The sequence below is a fragment of the Streptomyces griseosporeus genome (assembly GCF_014656055.1).
In the GTDB taxonomy this organism is placed as follows: Bacteria; Actinomycetota; Actinomycetes; order Streptomycetales; family Streptomycetaceae; genus Streptomyces; species Streptomyces griseosporeus.
The window spans coordinates 746,072-764,915 of sequence record NZ_BNBR01000005.1; the positions used below are offsets into that span (position 1 = coordinate 746,072).

17 protein-coding genes are annotated in these 18,844 nt (G+C 72.5%); 13 read left to right on the top strand and 4 right to left on the bottom strand.

Going from position 1 to position 18,844, the window contains the following annotated elements:
• Positions 1–173: 173 nt before the first annotated feature.
• Positions 174–1,925: a BACON domain-containing protein gene (locus IE308_RS26515; RefSeq protein ID WP_190219802.1), complete on the top strand. Its 1,752-nt coding sequence runs from the start codon at positions 174–176 to the stop codon at positions 1,923–1,925.
• Positions 1,926–1,974: 49 nt separating this feature from the next.
• Here the strand turns inward: IE308_RS26515 and IE308_RS26520 are convergent, their stop codons facing one another.
• Positions 1,975–2,877: a DUF3109 family protein gene (locus tag IE308_RS26520; protein WP_190219803.1), complete on the bottom strand. Its 903-nt coding sequence runs from the start codon at positions 2,875–2,877 to the stop codon at positions 1,975–1,977.
• A gap of 83 nt (positions 2,878–2,960) precedes the next feature.
• On the opposite strand from IE308_RS26520, the gene IE308_RS26525 reads away from it, so the two are divergent.
• The 4 genes from IE308_RS26525 to ilvD all read left to right on the top strand — a co-directional run bounded on the left by IE308_RS26525 (position 2,961) and on the right by ilvD (position 7,749).
• Complete coding sequence (locus tag IE308_RS26525) at positions 2,961–3,893, top strand: Ppx/GppA family phosphatase (RefSeq protein WP_110629602.1); 933 nt, start codon at positions 2,961–2,963, stop codon at positions 3,891–3,893.
• A gap of 303 nt (positions 3,894–4,196) precedes the next feature.
• Positions 4,197–5,021, top strand: coding sequence for a sugar phosphate isomerase/epimerase family protein (locus IE308_RS26530; RefSeq protein ID WP_110629603.1), 825 nt, complete (start codon positions 4,197–4,199; stop codon positions 5,019–5,021).
• Positions 5,018–5,734 (top strand): TetR/AcrR family transcriptional regulator, encoded by a 717-nt coding sequence (locus IE308_RS26535; protein WP_190219804.1) that lies wholly within the window; start codon positions 5,018–5,020, stop codon positions 5,732–5,734. The genes IE308_RS26530 and IE308_RS26535 overlap by 4 nt, the downstream gene beginning before the upstream one ends.
• A 161-nt stretch (positions 5,735–5,895) precedes the next feature.
• On the top strand, positions 5,896–7,749 hold the full coding sequence (gene ilvD / locus IE308_RS26540) for a dihydroxy-acid dehydratase (RefSeq protein ID WP_190219805.1): 1,854 nt from the start codon (positions 5,896–5,898) through the stop codon (positions 7,747–7,749).
• Between the two features lie 67 nt (positions 7,750–7,816).
• Here ilvD and IE308_RS26545 read toward each other — a convergent pair whose 3' ends face one another.
• Positions 7,817–9,946, bottom strand: a complete 2,130-nt coding sequence (locus IE308_RS26545) for a serine/threonine-protein kinase (protein ID WP_190219806.1) — start codon at positions 9,944–9,946, stop codon at positions 7,817–7,819.
• Positions 9,947–10,126: 180 nt separating this feature from the next.
• Between IE308_RS26545 and IE308_RS26550 the strand changes: the two genes are divergently transcribed.
• The 7 genes from IE308_RS26550 to proC all read left to right on the top strand — a co-directional run bounded on the left by IE308_RS26550 (position 10,127) and on the right by proC (position 15,293).
• Entirely contained in the window at positions 10,127–10,441 is a 315-nt protein-coding gene (locus IE308_RS26550; protein ID WP_190219807.1) for an SH3 domain-containing protein, read from the top strand.
• 81 nt (positions 10,442–10,522) lie between these two features.
• On the top strand, positions 10,523–10,807 hold the full coding sequence (locus IE308_RS26555; protein WP_190219868.1) for a peptidase: 285 nt from the start codon (positions 10,523–10,525) through the stop codon (positions 10,805–10,807).
• 43 nt (positions 10,808–10,850) lie between these two features.
• Positions 10,851–11,348, top strand: a complete 498-nt coding sequence (locus IE308_RS26560) for an EamA/RhaT family transporter (RefSeq protein WP_190219808.1) — start codon at positions 10,851–10,853, stop codon at positions 11,346–11,348.
• 411 nt (positions 11,349–11,759) lie between these two features.
• Entirely contained in the window at positions 11,760–12,533 is a 774-nt protein-coding gene (locus IE308_RS26565; protein ID WP_190219809.1) for a class I SAM-dependent methyltransferase, read from the top strand.
• 119 nt (positions 12,534–12,652) lie between these two features.
• Positions 12,653–13,498, top strand: a complete 846-nt coding sequence (locus tag IE308_RS26570; protein ID WP_229909117.1) for an ABC transporter ATP-binding protein — start codon at positions 12,653–12,655, stop codon at positions 13,496–13,498.
• Entirely contained in the window at positions 13,495–14,283 is a 789-nt protein-coding gene (locus tag IE308_RS26575) for an ABC transporter permease (protein WP_190219810.1), read from the top strand. Before IE308_RS26570 ends, IE308_RS26575 begins: the two co-directional genes overlap by 4 nt.
• 197 nt (positions 14,284–14,480) lie before the next feature.
• The gene (proC, locus tag IE308_RS26580; protein ID WP_190219811.1) at positions 14,481–15,293 is read left to right on the top strand and encodes a pyrroline-5-carboxylate reductase; all 813 of its coding nucleotides are present in this window, start codon (positions 14,481–14,483) and stop codon (positions 15,291–15,293) included.
• A 15-nt stretch (positions 15,294–15,308) separates the two neighbouring features.
• Here proC and IE308_RS26585 read toward each other — a convergent pair whose 3' ends face one another.
• Positions 15,309–15,896, bottom strand: coding sequence for a cysteine hydrolase family protein (locus IE308_RS26585; protein WP_190219812.1), 588 nt, complete (start codon positions 15,894–15,896; stop codon positions 15,309–15,311).
• Positions 15,897–15,970: 74 nt separating this feature from the next.
• Between IE308_RS26585 and IE308_RS26590 the strand changes: the two genes are divergently transcribed.
• A complete protein-coding gene (locus tag IE308_RS26590; RefSeq protein WP_190219813.1) occupies positions 15,971–16,993 on the top strand; it encodes a GlxA family transcriptional regulator in 1,023 nt (340 codons plus the stop codon).
• Here the strand turns inward: IE308_RS26590 and trpS are convergent.
• Entirely contained in the window at positions 16,933–17,958 is a 1,026-nt protein-coding gene (trpS, locus tag IE308_RS26595) for a tryptophan--tRNA ligase (protein WP_190219814.1), read from the bottom strand. The genes IE308_RS26590 and trpS overlap by 61 nt on opposite strands.
• Positions 17,959–18,844 lie beyond the last annotated feature (886 nt).

Below are 18,844 nucleotides of genomic sequence, written 5' to 3' on the forward strand. Positions count from 1 at the left end.
CGTTCCGCGTCCCGGACGGCCCCCGTTCCAGCCGCGTGATCCGGCCAGCGCGACGCGAACGAGCCACGGAACGGGAGGTTCCTGTCCCCTATTGAGGGATCGTTTCACCCGTACGGATTAAAAGTGCTCAAGGTGAGAGATCGTCCCTGCTCATGGCGCCTACGGTCGCACGGGTGATGAGCAGCAGTCCGCAGACCACGACCCGCACCACCGGCGCACACCGGGCGCACCGGGAGGCGCGCGACCGCGCGGCGGCGCACACGCTGGCGCAGCGGCCGCCCGCGCGCTACGAGCCGTACCTGGACGGACTGTTCACCTACTGCCTGTCCGTCCTGTGCGACCACGACGCCGCGACCGCCGCCCTCGGCGACGTCCTCGCGCTCGCCGAGCGGCGCGGCCAGCGCGTGCCGGAGGCGGCCGGCGACCGCCGGGCCTGGCTGTACGCGCTGGCCCGCTGGGCGTGTCTGCGCAAGCTGGCCGAGGCCAAGCAGAAACGTCAGGCCACCCATGCCGCCGGCCGCCACGGCCAGCACAAGGAGCGCTCCGGCGCCCCGCAGCTCTCCGCGGAGGAGCAGGAGCGGCGGCGCCGCGAGCTCGCCCGGCTCGCGTGGCCCGAGGCGGCCGGCACCACCCCGGAGCAGCGCGAGGCGCTGGAGCTGGCCGTACGCCACCACCTCGCCGCCCACGAGGTCGCCGCCGTCCTCGGCATGGACCCGGCCGCCGCCCGCGAGCTGCTCGCCTCCGCCGCCTGCGAGGTCGAGCGCACGCGCGCGGCGCTGGCCGTCGTCGAGACCGGCGCCTGCCCGAGCGTCGCCGGACTGACCGGCGACGGCCGGTTCGTGCTGAGCAGCACCCTGCGCCGGGAACTCGTCCGGCACGTCGACGACTGCCCGCGCTGCCGCCGCACCGCCGAGCGCGCCCTGCCGGGACGCTGGCCCGGCGCGACCGTCACCCCGGCCGCCCTGCCCGTCCTGGAGGCGCCCCGCGCGGCCCTGCACATGGCGATGGCGCACCACCCGCGCGCGCGAGGAGCCGCCGCGCCCCGCTTCGACCGGCGCGGCTTCCCCATGGACCCCAAGGACCGCGCGGCCCGCCGGGACCGCCTCCGCGCGCGTGCCGTCACCACCACCGTCGTGGCCACCGTCGTCGCGGCTCCGGTGCTCGCCCTGTGGGCGGCCTACCGGGGCGGCCCGGCCGGCGAGGGCCCCGACGGCGGCCCGGCCCACGCCAGCCGGGAGGACGGCGCCGGCAACCTGGCGGGCGAGGCGGCGGGCGGCTACGAGAACGCCGGCAACGCCAGCACCCGCCCCGGCACCCGCTTCGGCGACGGGGCGCACCCTGACGTCTCGGTGAAGGTCGTCAGCGCGCCCGGCGCCCACGGCAAGGGCGCCGGACACCTCGACGTCACGGCCGGCCACGACGGCGCCACCACGCTCATCACCCTCACCAACAGCGGATCCGAGCCGGTGCGCTGGTCGGCGGCGGCCGGTTCCGCCTGGCTGTACCTGAGCCGCTCCTCGGGCACCCTGCGGCCCGGCGAGTCGTTCACGATCAAGGTGTACGTCGACCAGCTGCGCGAGCCGTCCGGGTACTGGAGCGCGCGGGTGGCGATCTCACCCGCCGGAGCCGTCGTCACCATCGAGGGCTACGGCACCGCACCCGGCCCCTCCGACCCCGGCCCCTCCGATCCCGGCACGCCGGGCCCCGACCCCGACCCGGGCACCCCCAGCGACCCACCGCCGTCCACGCCCGCACCGGACCCGACGCCCACCAGCCCGGCCCCGACCGAACCGACGCCCAGCGACCCGCCCTCGTCGCCCGGCCCCGACCCGTCCCCGACGCCCACCGACCCGGCCTCGTCCGACCCGGGAGGCTCCACACCGCCGCCGAGCGACAGCGGCGACCCGAGCCCGTCGACATCGTGAGACGTCACCCGGGCCCCGGATCACCCCGTACGCCCGCGTGCGCCGCTGCTCAGCCGGCCGGATCCGCCGGATGCGGCGCCAGCAGCGGGAGCTGCCCGGCCAGCCGCTCCTCGCACAGCTCGACCAGACGGTCGTAGCCGGCCTTGCCCATCAGCTCGGTCAGCTCCGCCCGGTAGGAGACGTACACCGGCTCGCCCGCACCGTGCGCCGACGTCGCCGACGTGCACCACCAGTGCAGGTCGTGGCCGCCGGGACCCCAGCCCCGGCGGTCGTACTCACCGATCGACACCTGGAGCACGCGCGTGTCGTCGGGCCGGTCGATCCAGTCGAAGGTGCGGCGGATCGGCAGCTGCCAGCAGACGTCCGGCTTGGTCTCCAGCGGCTCGCGGCCCTCACGCAGCGCCAGGATGTGCAGCGAGCAGCCCGCGCCACCGGCGAAGCCAGGCCGGTTCTGGAAGATGCAGGAGCCCTGGAAGGGCCGGGTCTGCCGGTCGCCGTCCTCGTCCTCCGACACCCAGCCGTTGCGCGTGCCCTCGGCGTGGTGCTGCCAGATGTCCGGGGTGAGTCGCGCCACATGCCCGGCGACCCGCTGCTCGTCGTCCTCGTCGGAGAAGTGCGCCCCCAGCGTGCAGCAGCCGTCGTCCGCGCGGCCCGCCTGGATGCCCTGGCAGCCGCTGCCGAAGATGCAGTTCCAGCGAGAGGTCAGCCACGTCAGATCGCAGCGGAAGACCTGCTCGTCGTCCGCCGGATCAGGGAACTCCACCCACGCGCGCGCGAAATCGAGCCCCTTCTCGTCGCTCTCCAGGGGCGTCCTCGCCTTCTTGGCCGGCTTCCCCGACTTCCCCACCCTCGCTTCCTTCGCGTCCTTCGACGCCTTCACCTGCGAAGGAACCGTGGAGGTTTCGTCCGTCTTGGGCGACTTATCGTCCTTCGCCTTTTTCGTCTTTGGCACGTGTCCAGGGTATGCCGCCCGGGCCCGGCCCCGGCACCGCACGGGTGGCCGAGGACAGCGCCGCTGGCAGTAGCGTTCCCTCCATGAGACTCGGTGTCCTCGACGTGGGATCGAACACGGTGCATCTGCTGGTCGTGGATGCGCACCCGGGCGCGTGCCCGCTGCCCGCGCACTCGCACAAGGTCGAACTGCGCCTCGCCCAGCTCCTCGACGAGCACGGCGCCGTCGCCCCCGAGGGTGTCGACCGGCTGATCGCCGTCGTCAAGGACGCCCTGCAGGCCGCCGAGGACAAGGGTGTCGAGGACCTGCTGCCGTTCGCCACCTCCGCGGTGCGCGAGGCCGGCAACGCCGACGAGGTCCTCGCCCGCGTGCGGGCCGAGACCGGGGTCGAGCTGCAGGTCCTCACCGGCGAGGAGGAGGCCCGCCTCACCTTCCTCGCCGCCCGCCGCTGGTTCGGCTGGTCCGCCGGGAAACTGCTGGTCCTCGACATCGGCGGCGGCTCCCTGGAGATCGCCTACGGCATCGACGAGGAACCCGACGCCGCGGTGTCGCTGCCGCTCGGCGCGGGCCGGCTCACGGCGTCCTGGCTGCCCGGCGACCCGCCCGACGCCGAGGACGTGCGGGCCCTGCGACGTCATGTCCGCGCCGAGATCGCCCGTACGGTCGGCGAGTTCAGCCGCTTCGGCGCCCCCGACCACGTGGTCGCCACGTCCAAGACCTTCAAGCAGCTCGCCCGCCTCGCCGGCGCCGCCCGCTCCGCGGAGGGCCTGTACGTGCAGCGCGAGCTGAAGCGGGAGTCCCTGGAGGCCTGGGTCCCGAAGCTGGCCGCCATGACGGCGGAGCAGCGGGCCGAGCTGCCGGGCGTCTCCGAGGGCCGGGCCGGCCAGCTCGTCGCGGGCGCGCTGGTGGCCGAGGGCGCGATGGACCTCTTCGGCGTGGAGAACCTGGAGATATGCCCGTGGGCGCTGCGGGAGGGCGTGATCCTGCGGCGGCTCGACCATATGGGGACGGCGTAGCGGCCATCTGGGGACGGCGTAGCAGCCATCGGGGGACGGCGTAGCAGCTATCTGGGGACGGCGTAGCGACGGGGGACCGGCCGGGGCCCGGCATCCGAGCCCTGACATCCCCGCCGCCCTCGGCCATGACCCGCACCGCGACGGCTCCAGCGGCCCCAATGGTCCACACGGCACCGGCGAGGCCCGGCCGTGGCCTGCACCACAACGACCCGTGCCCCACCCGCGCCGCCCCACTATGGCCCTCGCCACAACGGCGCGGAGACACCCCGCGTCCACAAACCCGCACCCCGTAACCTGTCCCCCATGGCAGAGCCAGTCGTGCGTATCCCGGATGCGAAGGTCGCCCTGTCGACGGCCTCCGTGTACCCGGAGTCGACGGCGACGGCCTTCGAGATCGCCGCGCGCCTCGGTTACGACGGTGTCGAGGTCATGGTGTGGACCGACCCGGTCAGCCAGGACATCGAGGCACTGCGCCGGCTCAGCGACTACCACCGGATGCCGATCCTCGCCGTCCATGCTCCGTGCCTGCTCATCACGCAGCGGGTGTGGTCCACCGACCCCTGGACCAAGCTCCAGCGCGCCAGAGCGGCGGCCGAGAAGCTGGGCGCGAGCACGGTCGTCGTCCACCCGCCCTTCCGCTGGCAGCGGCAGTACGCGCGCGACTTCGTCACCGGGATCTGGCGCATGGCCGGCGAGACGGATGTGCGATTCGCCGTGGAGAACATGTACCCGTGGCGCTACCGGGACCGCGAGATGCTCGCCTACGCCCCCGACTGGGACGTCACGAAGGACGACTACCGCCACTTCACGATCGATCTCAGCCACACCGCGACCGCCCGCACCGACGCGCTCGACATGATCGACCGCATGGGCGACCGCCTCGGCCACGTCCACCTCGCCGACGGCCGCGGTTCGGCCAAGGACGAGCACCTGGTGCCCGGCCGCGGCACCCAGCCCTGCGCCGAGGTGCTGGAACGCCTCGCGCTGAACGGCTTCGACGGCCACGTCGTCATCGAGGTCAACACCCGGCGGGCCATGTCCGGCGCGGAGCGCGAGGCCGACCTCGCGGAGGCCCTGGCGTTCACGCGCCTGCACCTGGCCTCGGCGGCGAGGGTGCCCCGGCGATGACCTCCGGCACCGGCTCCACTCCCGCCACCGGCTCCACTCCTGCCACCGGCCCCACTCCCGCCACCGGCTCCCATGCCCCCAGCCGGGGCGCGTCCACGCCCCCCACCACCCCCGACCCCGCCACCCGCCGTCGAGGCCGCCCCCCGCGCGCCGAGTCGGGCGACACGCGCGACCGCATCCTGGCCGCGGCCCGCGCGGAGTTCTCCGAACGTGGGTACGAGAAGACATCCGTCCGGGGCATCGCCAAGGCCGCCGGCGTCGACTCGGCCCTCGTCCACCACTACTTCGGCACCAAGGAGCAGATGTTCGAGGCGGCCATCGAGGTCGCCTTCGCTCCCGCCCTGAAGGGGCGCGACGCGGTCCTCGCCGGACCCCTCGCCGACGCCGGTGAGCGCATGACCCGCATGATCTTCGGGCTCTGGGAGAACCCCGCCACCCGCACCCCGCTCCTCGCGATCGTCCGCTCGGCGGTCAACAACGACACCGCGGCGGCGGCCCTGCGCCGCCTGGTCTCCGCCCAGCTCCTGCGCCGTATCGCCGGAGAGCTGGGGACCGAGGATGCCGAGCTGCGCGCCGAGCTGGCGGCGGCGCAGCTGGTCGGTACGGCGATGCTGCGGTACGTGATCAAGGTCGAGCCGCTGGCCTCGGCGGACGTCGAACAGGTCATCGCACGGCTGGCCCCCGTCGTACAGACGCACCTGACCGGCGCCTGAATCGCCTCGCGCCCCCCTGGTGCGACGCGCGCCCCGGAGACGCCCTCCGCGAGACACCCGTCCCGCATTCCGGACACTCTGTCCCGCCCCCTGGATGACCGGCGTACGCTCGACTGAAGTCAGAGGACTCTGACCGAAGGTCTGAGAAGGAGCGAGCGACGATGCCCGAGCTGAGGTCCCGCACAGTCACCCACGGCCGCAACATGGCGGGCGCCCGCGCCCTGATGCGCGCCTCCGGTGTACCCGGTGCGGACATCGGCCGGAAGCCGATCATCGCCGTCGCGAACTCCTTCACCGAGTTCGTCCCCGGCCACACCCACCTGGCCCCGGTCGGCCGGATCGTCAGCGAGGCGATCCGCGAGGCGGGCGGCATCCCGCGCGAGTTCAACACGATCGCCGTCGACGACGGCATCGCGATGGGCCACGGCGGCATGCTGTACAGCCTCCCCTCCCGCGACCTGATCGCGGACAGCGTGGAGTACATGGTCGAGGCGCACTGCGCCGACGCCCTGGTCTGCATCTCCAACTGCGACAAGATCACCCCGGGCATGCTCAACGCGGCCCTGCGCCTGAACATCCCGACGGTCTTCGTCTCCGGCGGCCCGATGGAGTCCGGCCGCGCCACCCTCGTCGACGGCACGGTCCGCACGCTCGACCTGGTCGACGCGATCTCCGACGCCGTGAACGACAAGATCTCGGACGAGGACATCCTCCGTATCGAGGAGAACGCCTGTCCGACCTGCGGCAGCTGTTCCGGCATGTTCACCGCCAACTCGATGAACTGCCTGACCGAGGCGATCGGCCTCTCCCTCCCCGGCAACGGCTCGGTCCTCGCCACCCACACCGCGCGCAAGCAGCTCTACGTCGACGCCGCGCACACCGTGATGGACCTGGTCCGCCGCTACTACGAGCAGGACGACGAGTCGGCCCTGCCGCGCAACATCGCCACCTTCCAGGCGTTCGAGAACGCCATGGCGCTGGACATCGCAATGGGCGGCTCCACCAACACGATCCTGCACCTGCTGGCCGCCGCCCAGGAGGCGGGCGTGCCCTTCGGCCTGGACGAGATCGACGCCGTCTCCCGCCGCGTGCCGTGCCTGGCGAAGGTCGCGCCGAACGTCGCCAAGAACCGCACGTACTACATGGAGGACGTGCACCGCGCCGGCGGCATCCCCGCCCTCCTCGGCGAGCTGCACCGCGCGGGCCTGCTGAACGAGGACGTCCACTCGGTCCACAGCCCCTCCCTCGCCGACTGGCTGAAGACCTGGGACATCCGCGGCGGCTCCCCGTCCCCGGAGGCCGTCGAGCTGTGGCACGCGGCGCCCGGCTGCGTCCGCTCCGCCGAGGCCTTCTCCCAGTCCGAGCGCTGGGAGTCACTGGACGACGACGCCGAGAACGGCTGCATCCGCTCCGCCGAGCACGCCTACTCCAAGGACGGCGGCCTCGCGGTCCTCAAGGGCAACCTGGCCGTCGACGGCTGCGTGGTGAAGACCGCGGGCGTCGACGAGTCGATCTGGACCTTCGAGGGCCCGGCGGTCGTCTGCGAGTCGCAGGAGGAGGCCGTCCAGAAGATCCTGACCCAGCAGGTCAAGGAGGGCGACGTCGTCGTCATCCGCTACGAGGGGCCCAAGGGCGGCCCGGGCATGCAGGAGATGCTGTACCCGACCTCGTACCTGAAGGGCCGCGGCCTCGGCAAGGCCTGCGCGCTGGTCACCGACGGCCGCTTCTCCGGCGGCACGTCGGGCCTGTCCATCGGCCACGCGTCCCCCGAGGCGGCCTCCGGCGGCACCATCGCCCTCGTCGAGGACGGCGACCGCATCCGCATCGACATCCCGAACCGCAGCATCGAGCTGCTGGTCGACGACGCGGAACTGGCCCGCCGCGAGCAGGCCCTGAACGGCGTGTACGCCCCGAAGAACCGCGACCGCAAGGTCTCCGCGGCCCTGCGCGCCTACGCCGCGATGGCGACCAGCGCCGACAAGGGCGCCGTCCGGGACGTCTCCAAGCTGGGCTGACCGAACTCCGGCAGGGGCCGCCTCCAGCAGGGGGCGGCCCTTTCGCACACCCGGCGCCCGCCGCCCGTCACCACCCGCCCGGATCCCGCCCGTCCACGGCGAAGAGGGTGCCGTCGGGGGCGGAGGCGTAGACGTGGGTGCCGTGGAGGACGGGCCGCGGCAGGGCGCTCTGGACCACGTCGGCGTTGGCGCCCAGGCGGGGCGGTGTCTGCCCGACGAGACGTCCACTGCGGGCGTCGACGGCGAGCAGTCTGCCGTCGGCGGCGGTGACGTAGACATGGGCGTCGTCGGCGGCCGGCGCGGAACCGCGGCTGATGGAAGTCTCCAGATGCCACAGCCGCTTCCCGGCGCTCATGTCGACGGCCTCCAACGACCCGCCGGCGGCCAGGATGTGGACCACGTCGCCGTGCACGGAGGCCTGGGCGTCGAGCCGGGGCACCGGAAGCGCCACACGGCGCGTCGCCCCCGTGCGGGGGGTGTAGCGGACGACGGCCTTCGTCTCGTCGGAGGCCGGGACGTCGACCAGGAAGAAGACCGACCCCCGCCCTGAGCCCACCGGCTGCAGCGCACCACGCAGCCGGGCATCCCACCGCACGTCCCCGGTGCCGGGGTCCACCGCCGTGACACGGGTGGAACCGTCGTCGGAAACCGTCGCGGCGTAGGCCAGGGGGTCTCCGGCGAACGACGCGAAGAACGGCATGCTCTGGCCGGGAATCCTGCGGCTCCACCGCACCTGCCCCGACGTGCTGTCCACGCCGGTCACCCGCCCGTCGGTCCCCGTGAGCAGGAGCGTGCCGCCGGCGGGCGCCACCGCGTCGAACGCGGGCATCGTCCGCTGCCAGCGAGCCGTCCCCGAAGCCGGATCGAGCGCCGCCAGCTGCCTGCGCTGCTGGGTCGGTGGCTGGACCAGACCGCCGGACACCACCGGCGGACCGCTCCCCGGTGTGTCGGGCACGGCACGCCGCCACAGCACCGAGCCGGTCGACGGGTCGAGGGCGAAGACCGTGCCGGGCCGGGCGCACAGGAGCTTGCCCGCACCGTAGGAGCACTGGGCCATACCGTCGGCCCCGGCCAGAGGCCGTACGGCCCAGGACCGGACCTCCGCGGACGCGGCCCGTGAGGCCACGTCCTTCGGCTCGGAGTGCCCCTCGCCGAACAACTGCGCCGAGGCGAGCACGCCGCCCGCCACCACGAGGAGCGCGCCCGCACTGAGCAGGGCCTTCCGGCGCTTTCCCGTCATACGCGCCCGCGCCGGGGCCTCGGCCGGAGTCCCGTGCGAAGGCCCGACCGCATTCTCCGCGTCCCCGGGCTCGGGCGCGGGCTCCTCGTCCGTCCGCTGCGCCGGTATGAACGCCTGGGTGTCGTACGACGCCGCCACCGATCGCAGGCTGCGCATCAACTCGTCCGGACTCGGCCGGTCCTCGGGCTCCTTGGCGAGACAGCGCAGGATGAGCGGGGCGAGACCCGCCGGTACGCCGGTCAGGTCCGGCTCGTCGTGCACGACCTGGTAGGCGACCACGTACGGACTGTCCGAGTCGAACGGCCCCCGCCCCGTCGCCGCGTGCACCAGCACCGACCCGAGCGCGAAGACGTCCGCCGCCGGCCCGACCTCCCGGGGCCGCCGGAACTGCTCCGGCGCCATGAACGGCGGCGTGCCGATCAACTTCCCCGTCTCGGTCCGCAGTTCGCTGTCCGTTGGCCGAGAAATGCCGAAGTCGATGACCTTCGGCCCGTCCTCGGCGAGGAGCACGTTGCTCGGTTTGAGGTCCCGGTGCACCACCCCGACCCGGTGGATGTCGCGCAGCGCCTCCGCGAGCCCGGCCATCAGCCGGCGCAACTGCTCCGGCGCCATCGGCCCGTTCCGCTTCACATGGTCGGAGAGGGTCGGCCCGGGGATGAACAGCGTGGCCATCCAGGGCCGTTCGGCCTCCGGGTCGGCGTCGACGACCGGCGCGGTGAAGGCCCCGCTCACCCGGCGCGCGGCGGCCACTTCCTGCCGGAAACGGCCTCTGAACTCCGGATCCCGCGCGAACTCGGCGTGTACGACCTTCACCGCGAGCTTCATGCCCGAGGTACTGCGGGCCAGGTGGACGACGCCCATGCCGCCGGAGCCGAGGCATGACTCGAGACGGTAGTGACCGGCGTACTCGGGAAGTTCCGCTTCCGCGCCTGCTCCGATGTTCCGCTGTGGCGCCATGGGACCCCCCGTGCTGTTCGTCCGCGCGCGCGACGCTCGGAGCCTAGTCGATGAGTCGTACGGGACAGAGGCGGCTTGCTAGTCTCCGCGTGCGAGTCGCGCACATGTGTTTCATGGCTTGATACGAGGGAATCAACGGTGCCCCATGACAGTCGTGGGGCCCAACGGGGGAGGATTTTCATGTCTGTCGAGCACATGGACGGGACCGCGGGCGGCATCGAGACGCAGGCCCTGACCACCACGAGCCTGCGCACCTACGCGATCGCCCCCGGTGTGCGGTTGAACGTGCGCAGCGGCCCGGGCACGAACTACACCATCGTCCGCGTGCTGCCGGAAGGTTCCCGCGTGGTGATCTACTGCCAGACGCCCGGCACCACGGTGACCGGCCCCTACGGCACGTCGAACATCTGGGACAACATCGGCAACGGCGAGTTCGTCTCGGACGCCTACGTGAACACCGGCAGCGACGGGTACGTCGCGTCCCGCTGCGGCTGACCCCCTCACGAGAGGAGCGACATGACGTCGCGCTCACGCAGATCCCTGTTCCTGGCCGGCACTGCCGCGGGCGCCTGCCTCATGGTGCTGGGCTGGTCCGGTACGGCGACCGCCGCCCTGCGCTACTACGACGTGGCCCCGGGCGTCCGCCTCAACGTCCGCAGCGGCCCGGGTACCGAATACAGCCTTCTCAAGGTGCTGGCCGAGGGCGCCAAGGTCCCGATCTTCTGCCAGACGCCGGGCACCACGGTGACCGGCCCCTACGGCACGACCAACCTCTGGGACAACATCGACAACGGCGAGTTCGTCTCGGACGCCTACGTGTACACGGGCAGCGACGGCTACGTCGCGCCGCGCTGCTCCTGACGCCCCACCCGGCAGCCCGCACCCCCAGAGCCATAATCGTCCTGTGAGCAGCGACGAGAACGGCACCCCGGACACCCCCGCGGGCCCCCGGCCCGAGCCCCTGAGGTTCTTCGGCACGACGTGGGTGGAGCACACGGACGGCTACACCGCCCGCCGCATCGGCGTCGCCGCCGGCTCCCTCGCCGTGACCGCCGCCTCCTGCCTGGTCCTGCGCTTCGCCTACGAGGGCATCGCGATCGCGGACACCGGCGGCCTGGTGAACATCCTGGTCGTCGCCATGTTCGCGATCTGCAGCGCGCTCGCCTTCCGGCACACCTGGGACGGCTTCACCCGCCGCCCCGACCCCGACCGCCACGCCAACCTGCGCGGCCTGCTCGCCATCGGCTTCGTCGGCTCGCTGCTCGCCTACTTCTTCCGCTCCCTGACCGAGGCCCCCGGCGAACAGCTGCACCGCCGCGAGTACGAGGAAGCCCTCGACCGGCACGCCAAGCGCACGACCCGCCGCACGGGCAACCCGTCGAAGAAACGCCGCAAGCGCTAGGTCGTGTCTTTCGGATCACCCCGGGGCCGCGGGGCTTGGCACGCACATCTGCCGCGTTGTCGTCGGTCGCCGACGCGCCGCGTCGACTCCCTCCTCCGCCTTGCAGCTGCACGCACCAAGCCCCGCTCACCGGCACCACGAAGGCACCGCCCCCGGAGTCGGGCTGATCCGAAAGACACGGCCTAGGTCGTGTCCGCAAAGTCGCGGCGTCCGCCCGGCCGGTGCGGCGAGAGGGCGCGCCGGGCAGCGGGCGGCAGACGGGACTTCGCGGAGACGCCCTAGGCCGGCACGTCCTGCACCTCCGCCCAGCGGCAACACCGCCCGCGCGCAGTCTTGGTGGGGGGCGCCGATCGCGCCACCTCAGTCCGAAAACCGACTGTCCCCCGAGATCACCGCCGCCATCATGGCCGTATGACAGCCGCCACGCCCTCCCACAGCGCCCGCGCCCACTCCTTCAACGCCGCCGCGGCCCAGTACGCCGCCAACCGCCCCTCCTACCCGCCCGCCCTCTTCGACGCGATCGAGGACCTGGCCGGCCGGTCCCTCACCGGGGCGCGGATCGCGGACGTCGGCGCCGGCACCGGGATCGCGACGGCGCTGCTGCGGAAGCGCGGCGCGCGGGTCGTCGCCGTGGAGCCGGGCGAGGGTATGGCGGCGCAGTTCCGCCGTACCCTCCCCGACGTGCCCGTGGTCCGCGGCGACGGCAACGCCCTGCCCCTCGCCACCGCCACCGCCGACCTGATCACCTACGCCCAGTCCTGGCACTGGGCCGACCCGGCCCGCGCCGTCCCGGAGGCGGTACGCGTCCTGCGTCCCGGCGGCGCGCTGGCCCTGTGGTGGAACACGAGCGCACTGGACGTGCCGTGGATCGCCGAGCAGCAGGAGCGGATACGGGTCCTCTTCGGCGTCGACGCCGCCGGCTGGAAGGGCGCCGCGCGGGACTCGCTCACCGCCGACCCCAGCGGCCGCCTCGACTTCACCCACCGCCAAGTGCGCTGGAGCCGCGAGGTCTCCCTCGACACGCACCTCGCCAACCTCGGCAGCCACTCGGTCTTCCTCGTCCACGGCGAGGAGCACAGCGGCGCCTTCCTCGACGAGGAGCGCACCCGCCTGCTGGCCCTGTTCCCGGACGGCGTCGTCGAGGAGACGTACGACGTGGAACTGCTGGTGGCGACCACCGCCTGAACCCACCGCCCCCGAAGCCGCCCCCGGAGCCGCGCCCGCCGAACCTCGGCAGGCGCGGCTCACCCATGTCTGCCCGCTCCCTCTTGACCGAACGGGAACCCAGGAGCAATATTCATCGCATGATGAATTACGCGCCCGACCCGCCGAGCGCAGCCCGGGAAGCCACCGCCGGCGCAGCCCGGGAAGCCACCGCCGGCACAGCCATAGAAGCCACCGCCCTCACCGTCACCCGAGGCCCCCGCACCGTCCTGCGCCACCTGGACTTCACCGTCCCGCGCGGCCAGATCACCGGCCTCCTCGGCCCCTCCGGCTGCGGCAAGTCCACGCTGATGCGGTCGATCGTCGGCACCCAGGCCAAGGTCACCGGCACCCTCAAGGTCCTCGGCCGCCCCGCCGGCCACCCCACCCTGCGCACCCGCATCGGCTACGTCACCCAGGCCCCGTCCGTCTTCGACGACCTGACCGTCCGCCAGAACCTCGACTACTTCGCGGCGATCCTCGACCCGGGCCGCGCCGCCGCCGACCGCCGCCACGCCGACGTCACCCGGGCCATCGCCGACGTCGACCTCACCAGCCACGCCGACGCCCTCGCCGGCAACCTCTCCGGCGGCCAGCGCAACCGCGTCTCCCTCGCCGTCGCGCTGCTCGGCACCCCCGAACTCCTCGTCCTCGACGAGCCGACCGTCGGCCTCGACCCGGTCCTCCGCCGCGACCTGTGGAACCTCTTCCACGACATCGCCGACCGGCGCGGCGCCACCCTCCTCGTCTCCTCGCACGTCATGGACGAGGCCGAGCGCTGCCACCGCCTCCTGCTCATGCGCGAGGGCGAGATCCTCGCCGACGACACCCCGGACGCCCTGCGCACCCGTACCGGCACCGACACGGTCGAAGAAGCCTTCCTGCACCTGGTCGACGAGGCCGTGGCGGCAGGCCGCGCACAGGACGCCAAGGAGACCGCCCGATGACGACCCCGACCACCACGACAGCCACCCGCCCCGCCCCCACCGGCGCCCTCAATGCCTCCCGTACCCTCGCCACCGCCGCCCGCGTCCTGCGCCAGCTCCGCCACGACCCTCGCACCATCGCGCTGATGATCCTCATCCCCTGCGTGATGCTGTTCCTGCTGCGCTACGTCTTCGACGGCAGCCCGCGCACCTTCGACAACATCGGCGCGTCCCTGCTCGGCATCTTCCCGCTGATCACGATGTTCCTGGTCACCTCGATCGCGACCCTGCGCGAACGCACCTCCGGCACCCTCGAACGCCTCCTTGCCCTGCCCCTCGGCAAGGGCGACCTCATCGCCGGCTACGCCCTCGCCTTCGGCACCCTCGCGATCATCCAGTCCGCCCTGGCGACCGGCCTCGCCCTGTGGGCGCTCGACCTCGACGTCACCGGCTCCCCCTGGCTGCTGCTCCTCGTCGCCCTGCTCGACGCGCTCCTCGGCACGGCCCTCGGTCTGTTCGTCTCGGCCTTCGCGGCCTCGGAATTCCAGGCGGTCCAGTTCATGCCCGCGGTGATCTTCCCCCAGCTCCTGCTCTGCGGCCTGTTCACACCCCGCGACACCATGCACCCCGCCCTGGAGGCGTTCTCCGACGTCCTGCCCATGTCCTACGCCGTCGACGGCATGAACGAGGTCCTCCACCACACCGACATGACCGCCGCCTTCGTCCGCGACGCCCTCGTCGTCGCCGGCTGCGCCCTCCTGGTCCTCTGCCTCGGCGCCGCGACCCTCCGCCGCAGGACGCCCTGACCGGCCCGCCCCCGCAAGCCGCCTGACGGGCCCGCCCCCGCAGGACGCCTGACGGGCCCGCCCCCGCAAGCCGCCTGGCCGGCCCTGCCCGGCTCGTCCCGCCCACCGGACACCCCACCCCCCACCCCCGCCCCCGGTGCGACGATGGACCAGGACGTTGGACCGGACGACGCACACCCCGGAGGGCACCCCCAGCCATGACTCAGAAAGTCGCAGTCCTCGGCACCGGCAAGATCGGCGAAGCCCTGCTCAGCGGAATGATCCGAGGCGGCTGGGCCCCCACCGACCTGCTCGTCACCGCCCGCCGCCAGGAACGGGCCGACGAACTCCGCACCCGCTACGGCGTCACCCCCGTCACCAATGCCGAAGCCGCCAAGACCGCCGACACCCTGATCCTCACGGTCAAGCCGCAGGACATGGGCACCCTCCTCGACGAACTCGCCCCGCACGTCCCCGCCGACCGCCTGGTCATCAGCGGAGCCGCCGGCATCACCACCGCCTTCATCGAGGAACGCCTCACCGGCGGCACCCCCGTCGTCCGCGTCATGACGAACACCCCCGCCCTCGTCGACGAGGCCATGTCCGTCATCTCCGGCGGCACCCACGCCACCGCCGACCACCTCGCCCACGCCGAGGAGATCTTCGGCGCCGTCGGCAAGACCCTGCGCGTCCCCGAGTCCCAGCAGGACGCCTGCACCGCCCTGTCCGGCTCCGGCCCGGCGTACTTCTTCTACCTGGTCGAGGCCATGACCGACGCCGGCATCCTGCTCGGCCTGCCCCGCGACAAGGCCCACGACCTCATCGTCCAGTCCGCGATCGGCGCCGCGACGATGCTCCGCGACAGCGGCGAACACCCGGTCAAGCTCCGCGAGAACGTCACCTCGCCCGCCGGCACGACCATCAACGCCATCCGCGAACTGGAGAACCACGGCGTACGGGCCGCCCTCATCGCCGCCCTCGAAGCCGCCCGCGACCGCAGCCGCGAACTCGCCTCCGGCAAGAAGGACTGACCCGAGCGGGCGGACTCACCGCCCCGCGGCGCCGACGACCTCCTCCGTCGTCACCACCCGCGCGAACCCGCCCCCGTGCAGCGACACCGCCGTCGCCTCCGCCAGCTCCTGGGCCGTACGCCGCCAGCCGAACGGCCCCACCAGATCGAACGTGTGCGTGGCATCCAGCGGTACGACCACGTCGTACCCCAGATTCCCGCCCATCCGCGCGGTCGTCTCCACGCACATGTTCGTCTGGATCCCCACCAGCACGATCTGCCCGATCCCGGCCTCCGTCAGCCACGCCCCCAGATCCGGCGTGCCGAGGAACGCCGAGTTCACCGTCTTCGTCAGGAACAGCTCAGGGCCGACGCCCTTCCCCCGCCGCTGCTCCACGTAGTCCTTCAGCTCGTTGCCGACGTACCCGGTCCGCAACGGCGATGCCGCCTTCACCGAGTCGTGCCGCACGAACACCACCGGCCGCCCCGTCGCCTGCCATACGTCGATGAGGGCGGCGATGTTGTCATCGGCCCCCGGGTTGTTCCGCTGCCCCCAGAAGCCGGCCTCCTCGAAGCCCTTCTGCACATCCACGACCACCAGCGCTGCGTTCTCCGCGATCTCCATGCCCACGATCCTGCCGCCGGGCCCACCCCCGCCCCAGAGGCACGGAAGTCATCGATCGATGGTTTACTGCCACCATGGCCCAGGCCGCCCGGACAGCACCCGCCGCCCCCGCCCCCTACCGCGTTGCGCTCCTCGCCTTCCCCGGCATCCGCGCCTTCGACGTCTCCGTCATCACCGAGGTCTGGGGCGCCGACCGCACCGACCGCGGCGCCCCCGCCTTCGACCTGCGCCGCGTCGGCGCCGACCGCACCCCCGTCCCCCTGCGCGGCGGCCTCTCCCTCCACCCCGACCGCCCCCTGACCTGGCTCGACCGCGCCGACCTGATCGTCGTCCCCGGCCTCGACGACCTCGGCCCGGCCCCCGCCCCGATCCTCGACGCCCTCCGCCGCGCCCACGCCCGCGGCACCACCCTCGCCGCCCTGTGCGGCGGCGCCTTCACCCTCGCCCAGGCCGGCCTCCTCGACGGCCGCCGCGCCATCACCCACTGGAACCTCGTCGACGAGTTGCACACCCGGCACCCCGCGGTCACCGTCGTCCCCGACGCCCTGTTCATCGAGGACGACAACATCTGGACCGCCGCCGGTACGGCTGCCGGCATCGACCTCTGCCTCCACCTCGTCCGCCGCACCCACGGCGCCGAGGCCGCCGCCACCATCGCCCGCTCCATGGTCACGGCCCCCTTCCGCACCGGCACCCAGGCCCAGTTCATCGAACGCCCCACCCCGCGCGCCGACCGCGACGCCGACACCCTCGCCGCCGTCCGCGAACACGCCCTGCGCCACCTGCACGAACCGCTCACCGTCGCCGACCTGGCCGCCCAGGCCGGCATGTCCCCGCGCACCTTCACCCGCCACTTCACCGCGGAAACCGGTACGACACCCCTGCGCTGGCTCCTCGACCAGCGCGTCGCCGCCGCCCAGAAGCTCCTCGAACGCACCGACCTGCCCATGCCCGAGGTCGCCCGCCGGGCAGGCTTCGGCAGCGAGGTCACGATGCGCCAGCACTTTGCATCGCGCCTCGCCACCAGCCCCCGCGCCTACCGGGCGGCGTTCAGCGGCGCCTCCGCGAGCGCCGGCAACAGCCCGATCGCCCGGTAGGCCGCGTCCACCGTCGGCCGCGCCATCGCCCGCGCCCGCTCGGCACCCGCCCGCAGCACCTCGTCCACGGCCCCCGGATCGGCGACCAGCTCCCGGTGCCGCTCCTGCACCGGCCGGAGCACCTCCACCACGGCCTCCGCGGTGTCCTTCTTCAACGCGCCGTAGGAGTCGTACTCCCCGCTCAGCACCTTGGGATCCCCACCCGTGCACGCGGCGAGCACATCCAGCAGATTCGCCACCCCGGGCCGCTCCACCCGGTCGTACACGACGTCCCGCCCACTGTCGGTCACCGCCCGCAGCACCTTCTTCCGCACCACGTCCGGCTCGTCCAGCAGATAGACGACCCCCAGCCCCGACTCGTCGGACTTCCCCATCTTGGACATGGGCTCCTGGAGGTTCATCACCCGCGCCGCGACCTTCGGGAACGTCGCCCGCGGCACGGTGAAGGTGCTCCCGTACCGCTGGTTGAACCGCACCGCCAGATCCCGCGCCAGCTCCACGTGCTGCGCCTGGTCCTCACCGACCGGCACCTCGTCCGTCCCGTACGCCAGGATGTCCGCCGCCATCAGCACCGGATACGTCAGCAGCGACACCCGCACGCTTCTGCCCCGGGCGGCCTCCTTCGCGGCCTTCTCCTTGTACTGGATCATCCGCCGCATCTCACCGTCGGTCGCCACGCACTCCAGCAGGTACGACAGCCGCGCGTGCTCGTCCACATGGCTCTGCACGAAGAGCGTGCACGCCTCCGGATCGAGCCCCGACGCCAGCAGCAGCGTCGCCGCCTGCCGGCTGAGCCTGCGCACCCGCGCCGGATCGTGCTCCACGGTCAGCGCGTGCAGGTCGACCACGCAGAACAGCGCGTCGGCCCGGTGCTGATCGACCTCGGCCCACCGCCGCATGGCGCCCAGGTAGTTGCCCAGCGTCAGATGCCCGGTCGGCTGAATCCCGCTGAAGACCCGCTTCATCTCTCCACCTCCTGCTCCGGGCCGCCGCTTCCGGCCGGCCGCCCCCTGGAGCCCTGGAGGGAGATACAGAAACGGCCGCCGGGGCGGCGGCCGTCGAGTGCATACGTGAGTCGGCCGCCGTCAGGCGGCCCACCAGAACTGGGTGCACGTACGCTTGGTCATGCACCCCAGCGTACGCCGTGAGGGTGCGGTCAGGAGGGCAGTTGACACACCCCACTCGGGTGCGTAGTGTTCTCCGAGTTGTCCGACGTGAGCGCCGACCCCGGTCGGTCCCCGGACAGCCATTCCGCAAGTACCTCCACTACTCGACGAACGTTCGACGTGTCTGTCGTCCGCTCGCCGCGTCATTGGCATGTGTATTCGCGAAATGAGGAATCCCCGTTCGAAAGGACAGGGCCCCCGATTAGCTCGGGAGCCGGGAATCCGCTAAAGTCTCACTCGTCGCAACGGCCGCCCAACGGCCGGAGAGGCAACCCCCTCTGACTGGGAATCAGACGCCGAAAGGATCTGATAGAGTCGGAACCGCCGGAAAGGGAAACGCGAGAGCGGGAACCTGGAAAGCACCGAGGAAATCGGGTCGAGAAAAGATCTGGTAGAGTCGGAAACGCAAGACCGAAGGGAAGCCCGGAGGAAAGCCCGAGAGGGTGAGTACAAAGGAAGCGACCGTTCCTTGAGAACTCAACAGCGTGCCAAAAGTCAACGCCAGATATGTTGATACCCCGTCCATCGGGTTTCCGATGGTCGAGGTTCCTTTGAAAAAACACAGCGAGGACGCTGTGAACGGTCGGGCCTATTCCGCCTGACTGTTCCGCTCTCGTGTGTGTGCACCGGATTACCGGTAAACATTCACGGAGAGTTTGATCCTGGCTCAGGACGAACGCTGGCG

Bases quoted from the DNA above. Each gene is read 5' to 3' on its own strand.
- IE308_RS26525 (WP_110629602.1), top strand. From the start codon at position 2,961: ATGAGACTCGGTGTCCTCGACGTGGGATCGAACACGGTGCATCTGCTG.
- IE308_RS26530 (WP_110629603.1), top strand. From the start codon at position 4,197: ATGGCAGAGCCAGTCGTGCGTATCCCGGATGCGAAGGTCGCCCTGTCG.
- IE308_RS26535 (WP_190219804.1), top strand. From the start codon at position 5,018: ATGACCTCCGGCACCGGCTCCACTCCCGCCACCGGCTCCACTCCTGCC.
- ilvD (WP_190219805.1), top strand. From the start codon at position 5,896: ATGCCCGAGCTGAGGTCCCGCACAGTCACCCACGGCCGCAACATGGCG.
- IE308_RS26545 (WP_190219806.1), bottom strand. From the start codon at position 9,946: ATGGCGCCACAGCGGAACATCGGAGCAGGCGCGGAAGCGGAACTTCCC.
- IE308_RS26550 (WP_190219807.1), top strand. From the start codon at position 10,127: ATGTCTGTCGAGCACATGGACGGGACCGCGGGCGGCATCGAGACGCAG.
- IE308_RS26555 (WP_190219868.1), top strand. From the start codon at position 10,523: ATGGTGCTGGGCTGGTCCGGTACGGCGACCGCCGCCCTGCGCTACTAC.
- IE308_RS26565 (WP_190219809.1), top strand. From the start codon at position 11,760: ATGACAGCCGCCACGCCCTCCCACAGCGCCCGCGCCCACTCCTTCAAC.
- IE308_RS26570 (WP_229909117.1), top strand. From the start codon at position 12,653: ATGATGAATTACGCGCCCGACCCGCCGAGCGCAGCCCGGGAAGCCACC.
- IE308_RS26575 (WP_190219810.1), top strand. From the start codon at position 13,495: ATGACGACCCCGACCACCACGACAGCCACCCGCCCCGCCCCCACCGGC.
- proC (WP_190219811.1), top strand. From the start codon at position 14,481: ATGACTCAGAAAGTCGCAGTCCTCGGCACCGGCAAGATCGGCGAAGCC.
- IE308_RS26585 (WP_190219812.1), bottom strand. From the start codon at position 15,896: ATGGAGATCGCGGAGAACGCAGCGCTGGTGGTCGTGGATGTGCAGAAG.
- IE308_RS26590 (WP_190219813.1), top strand. From the start codon at position 15,971: ATGGCCCAGGCCGCCCGGACAGCACCCGCCGCCCCCGCCCCCTACCGC.
- trpS (WP_190219814.1), bottom strand. From the start codon at position 17,958: ATGAAGCGGGTCTTCAGCGGGATTCAGCCGACCGGGCATCTGACGCTG.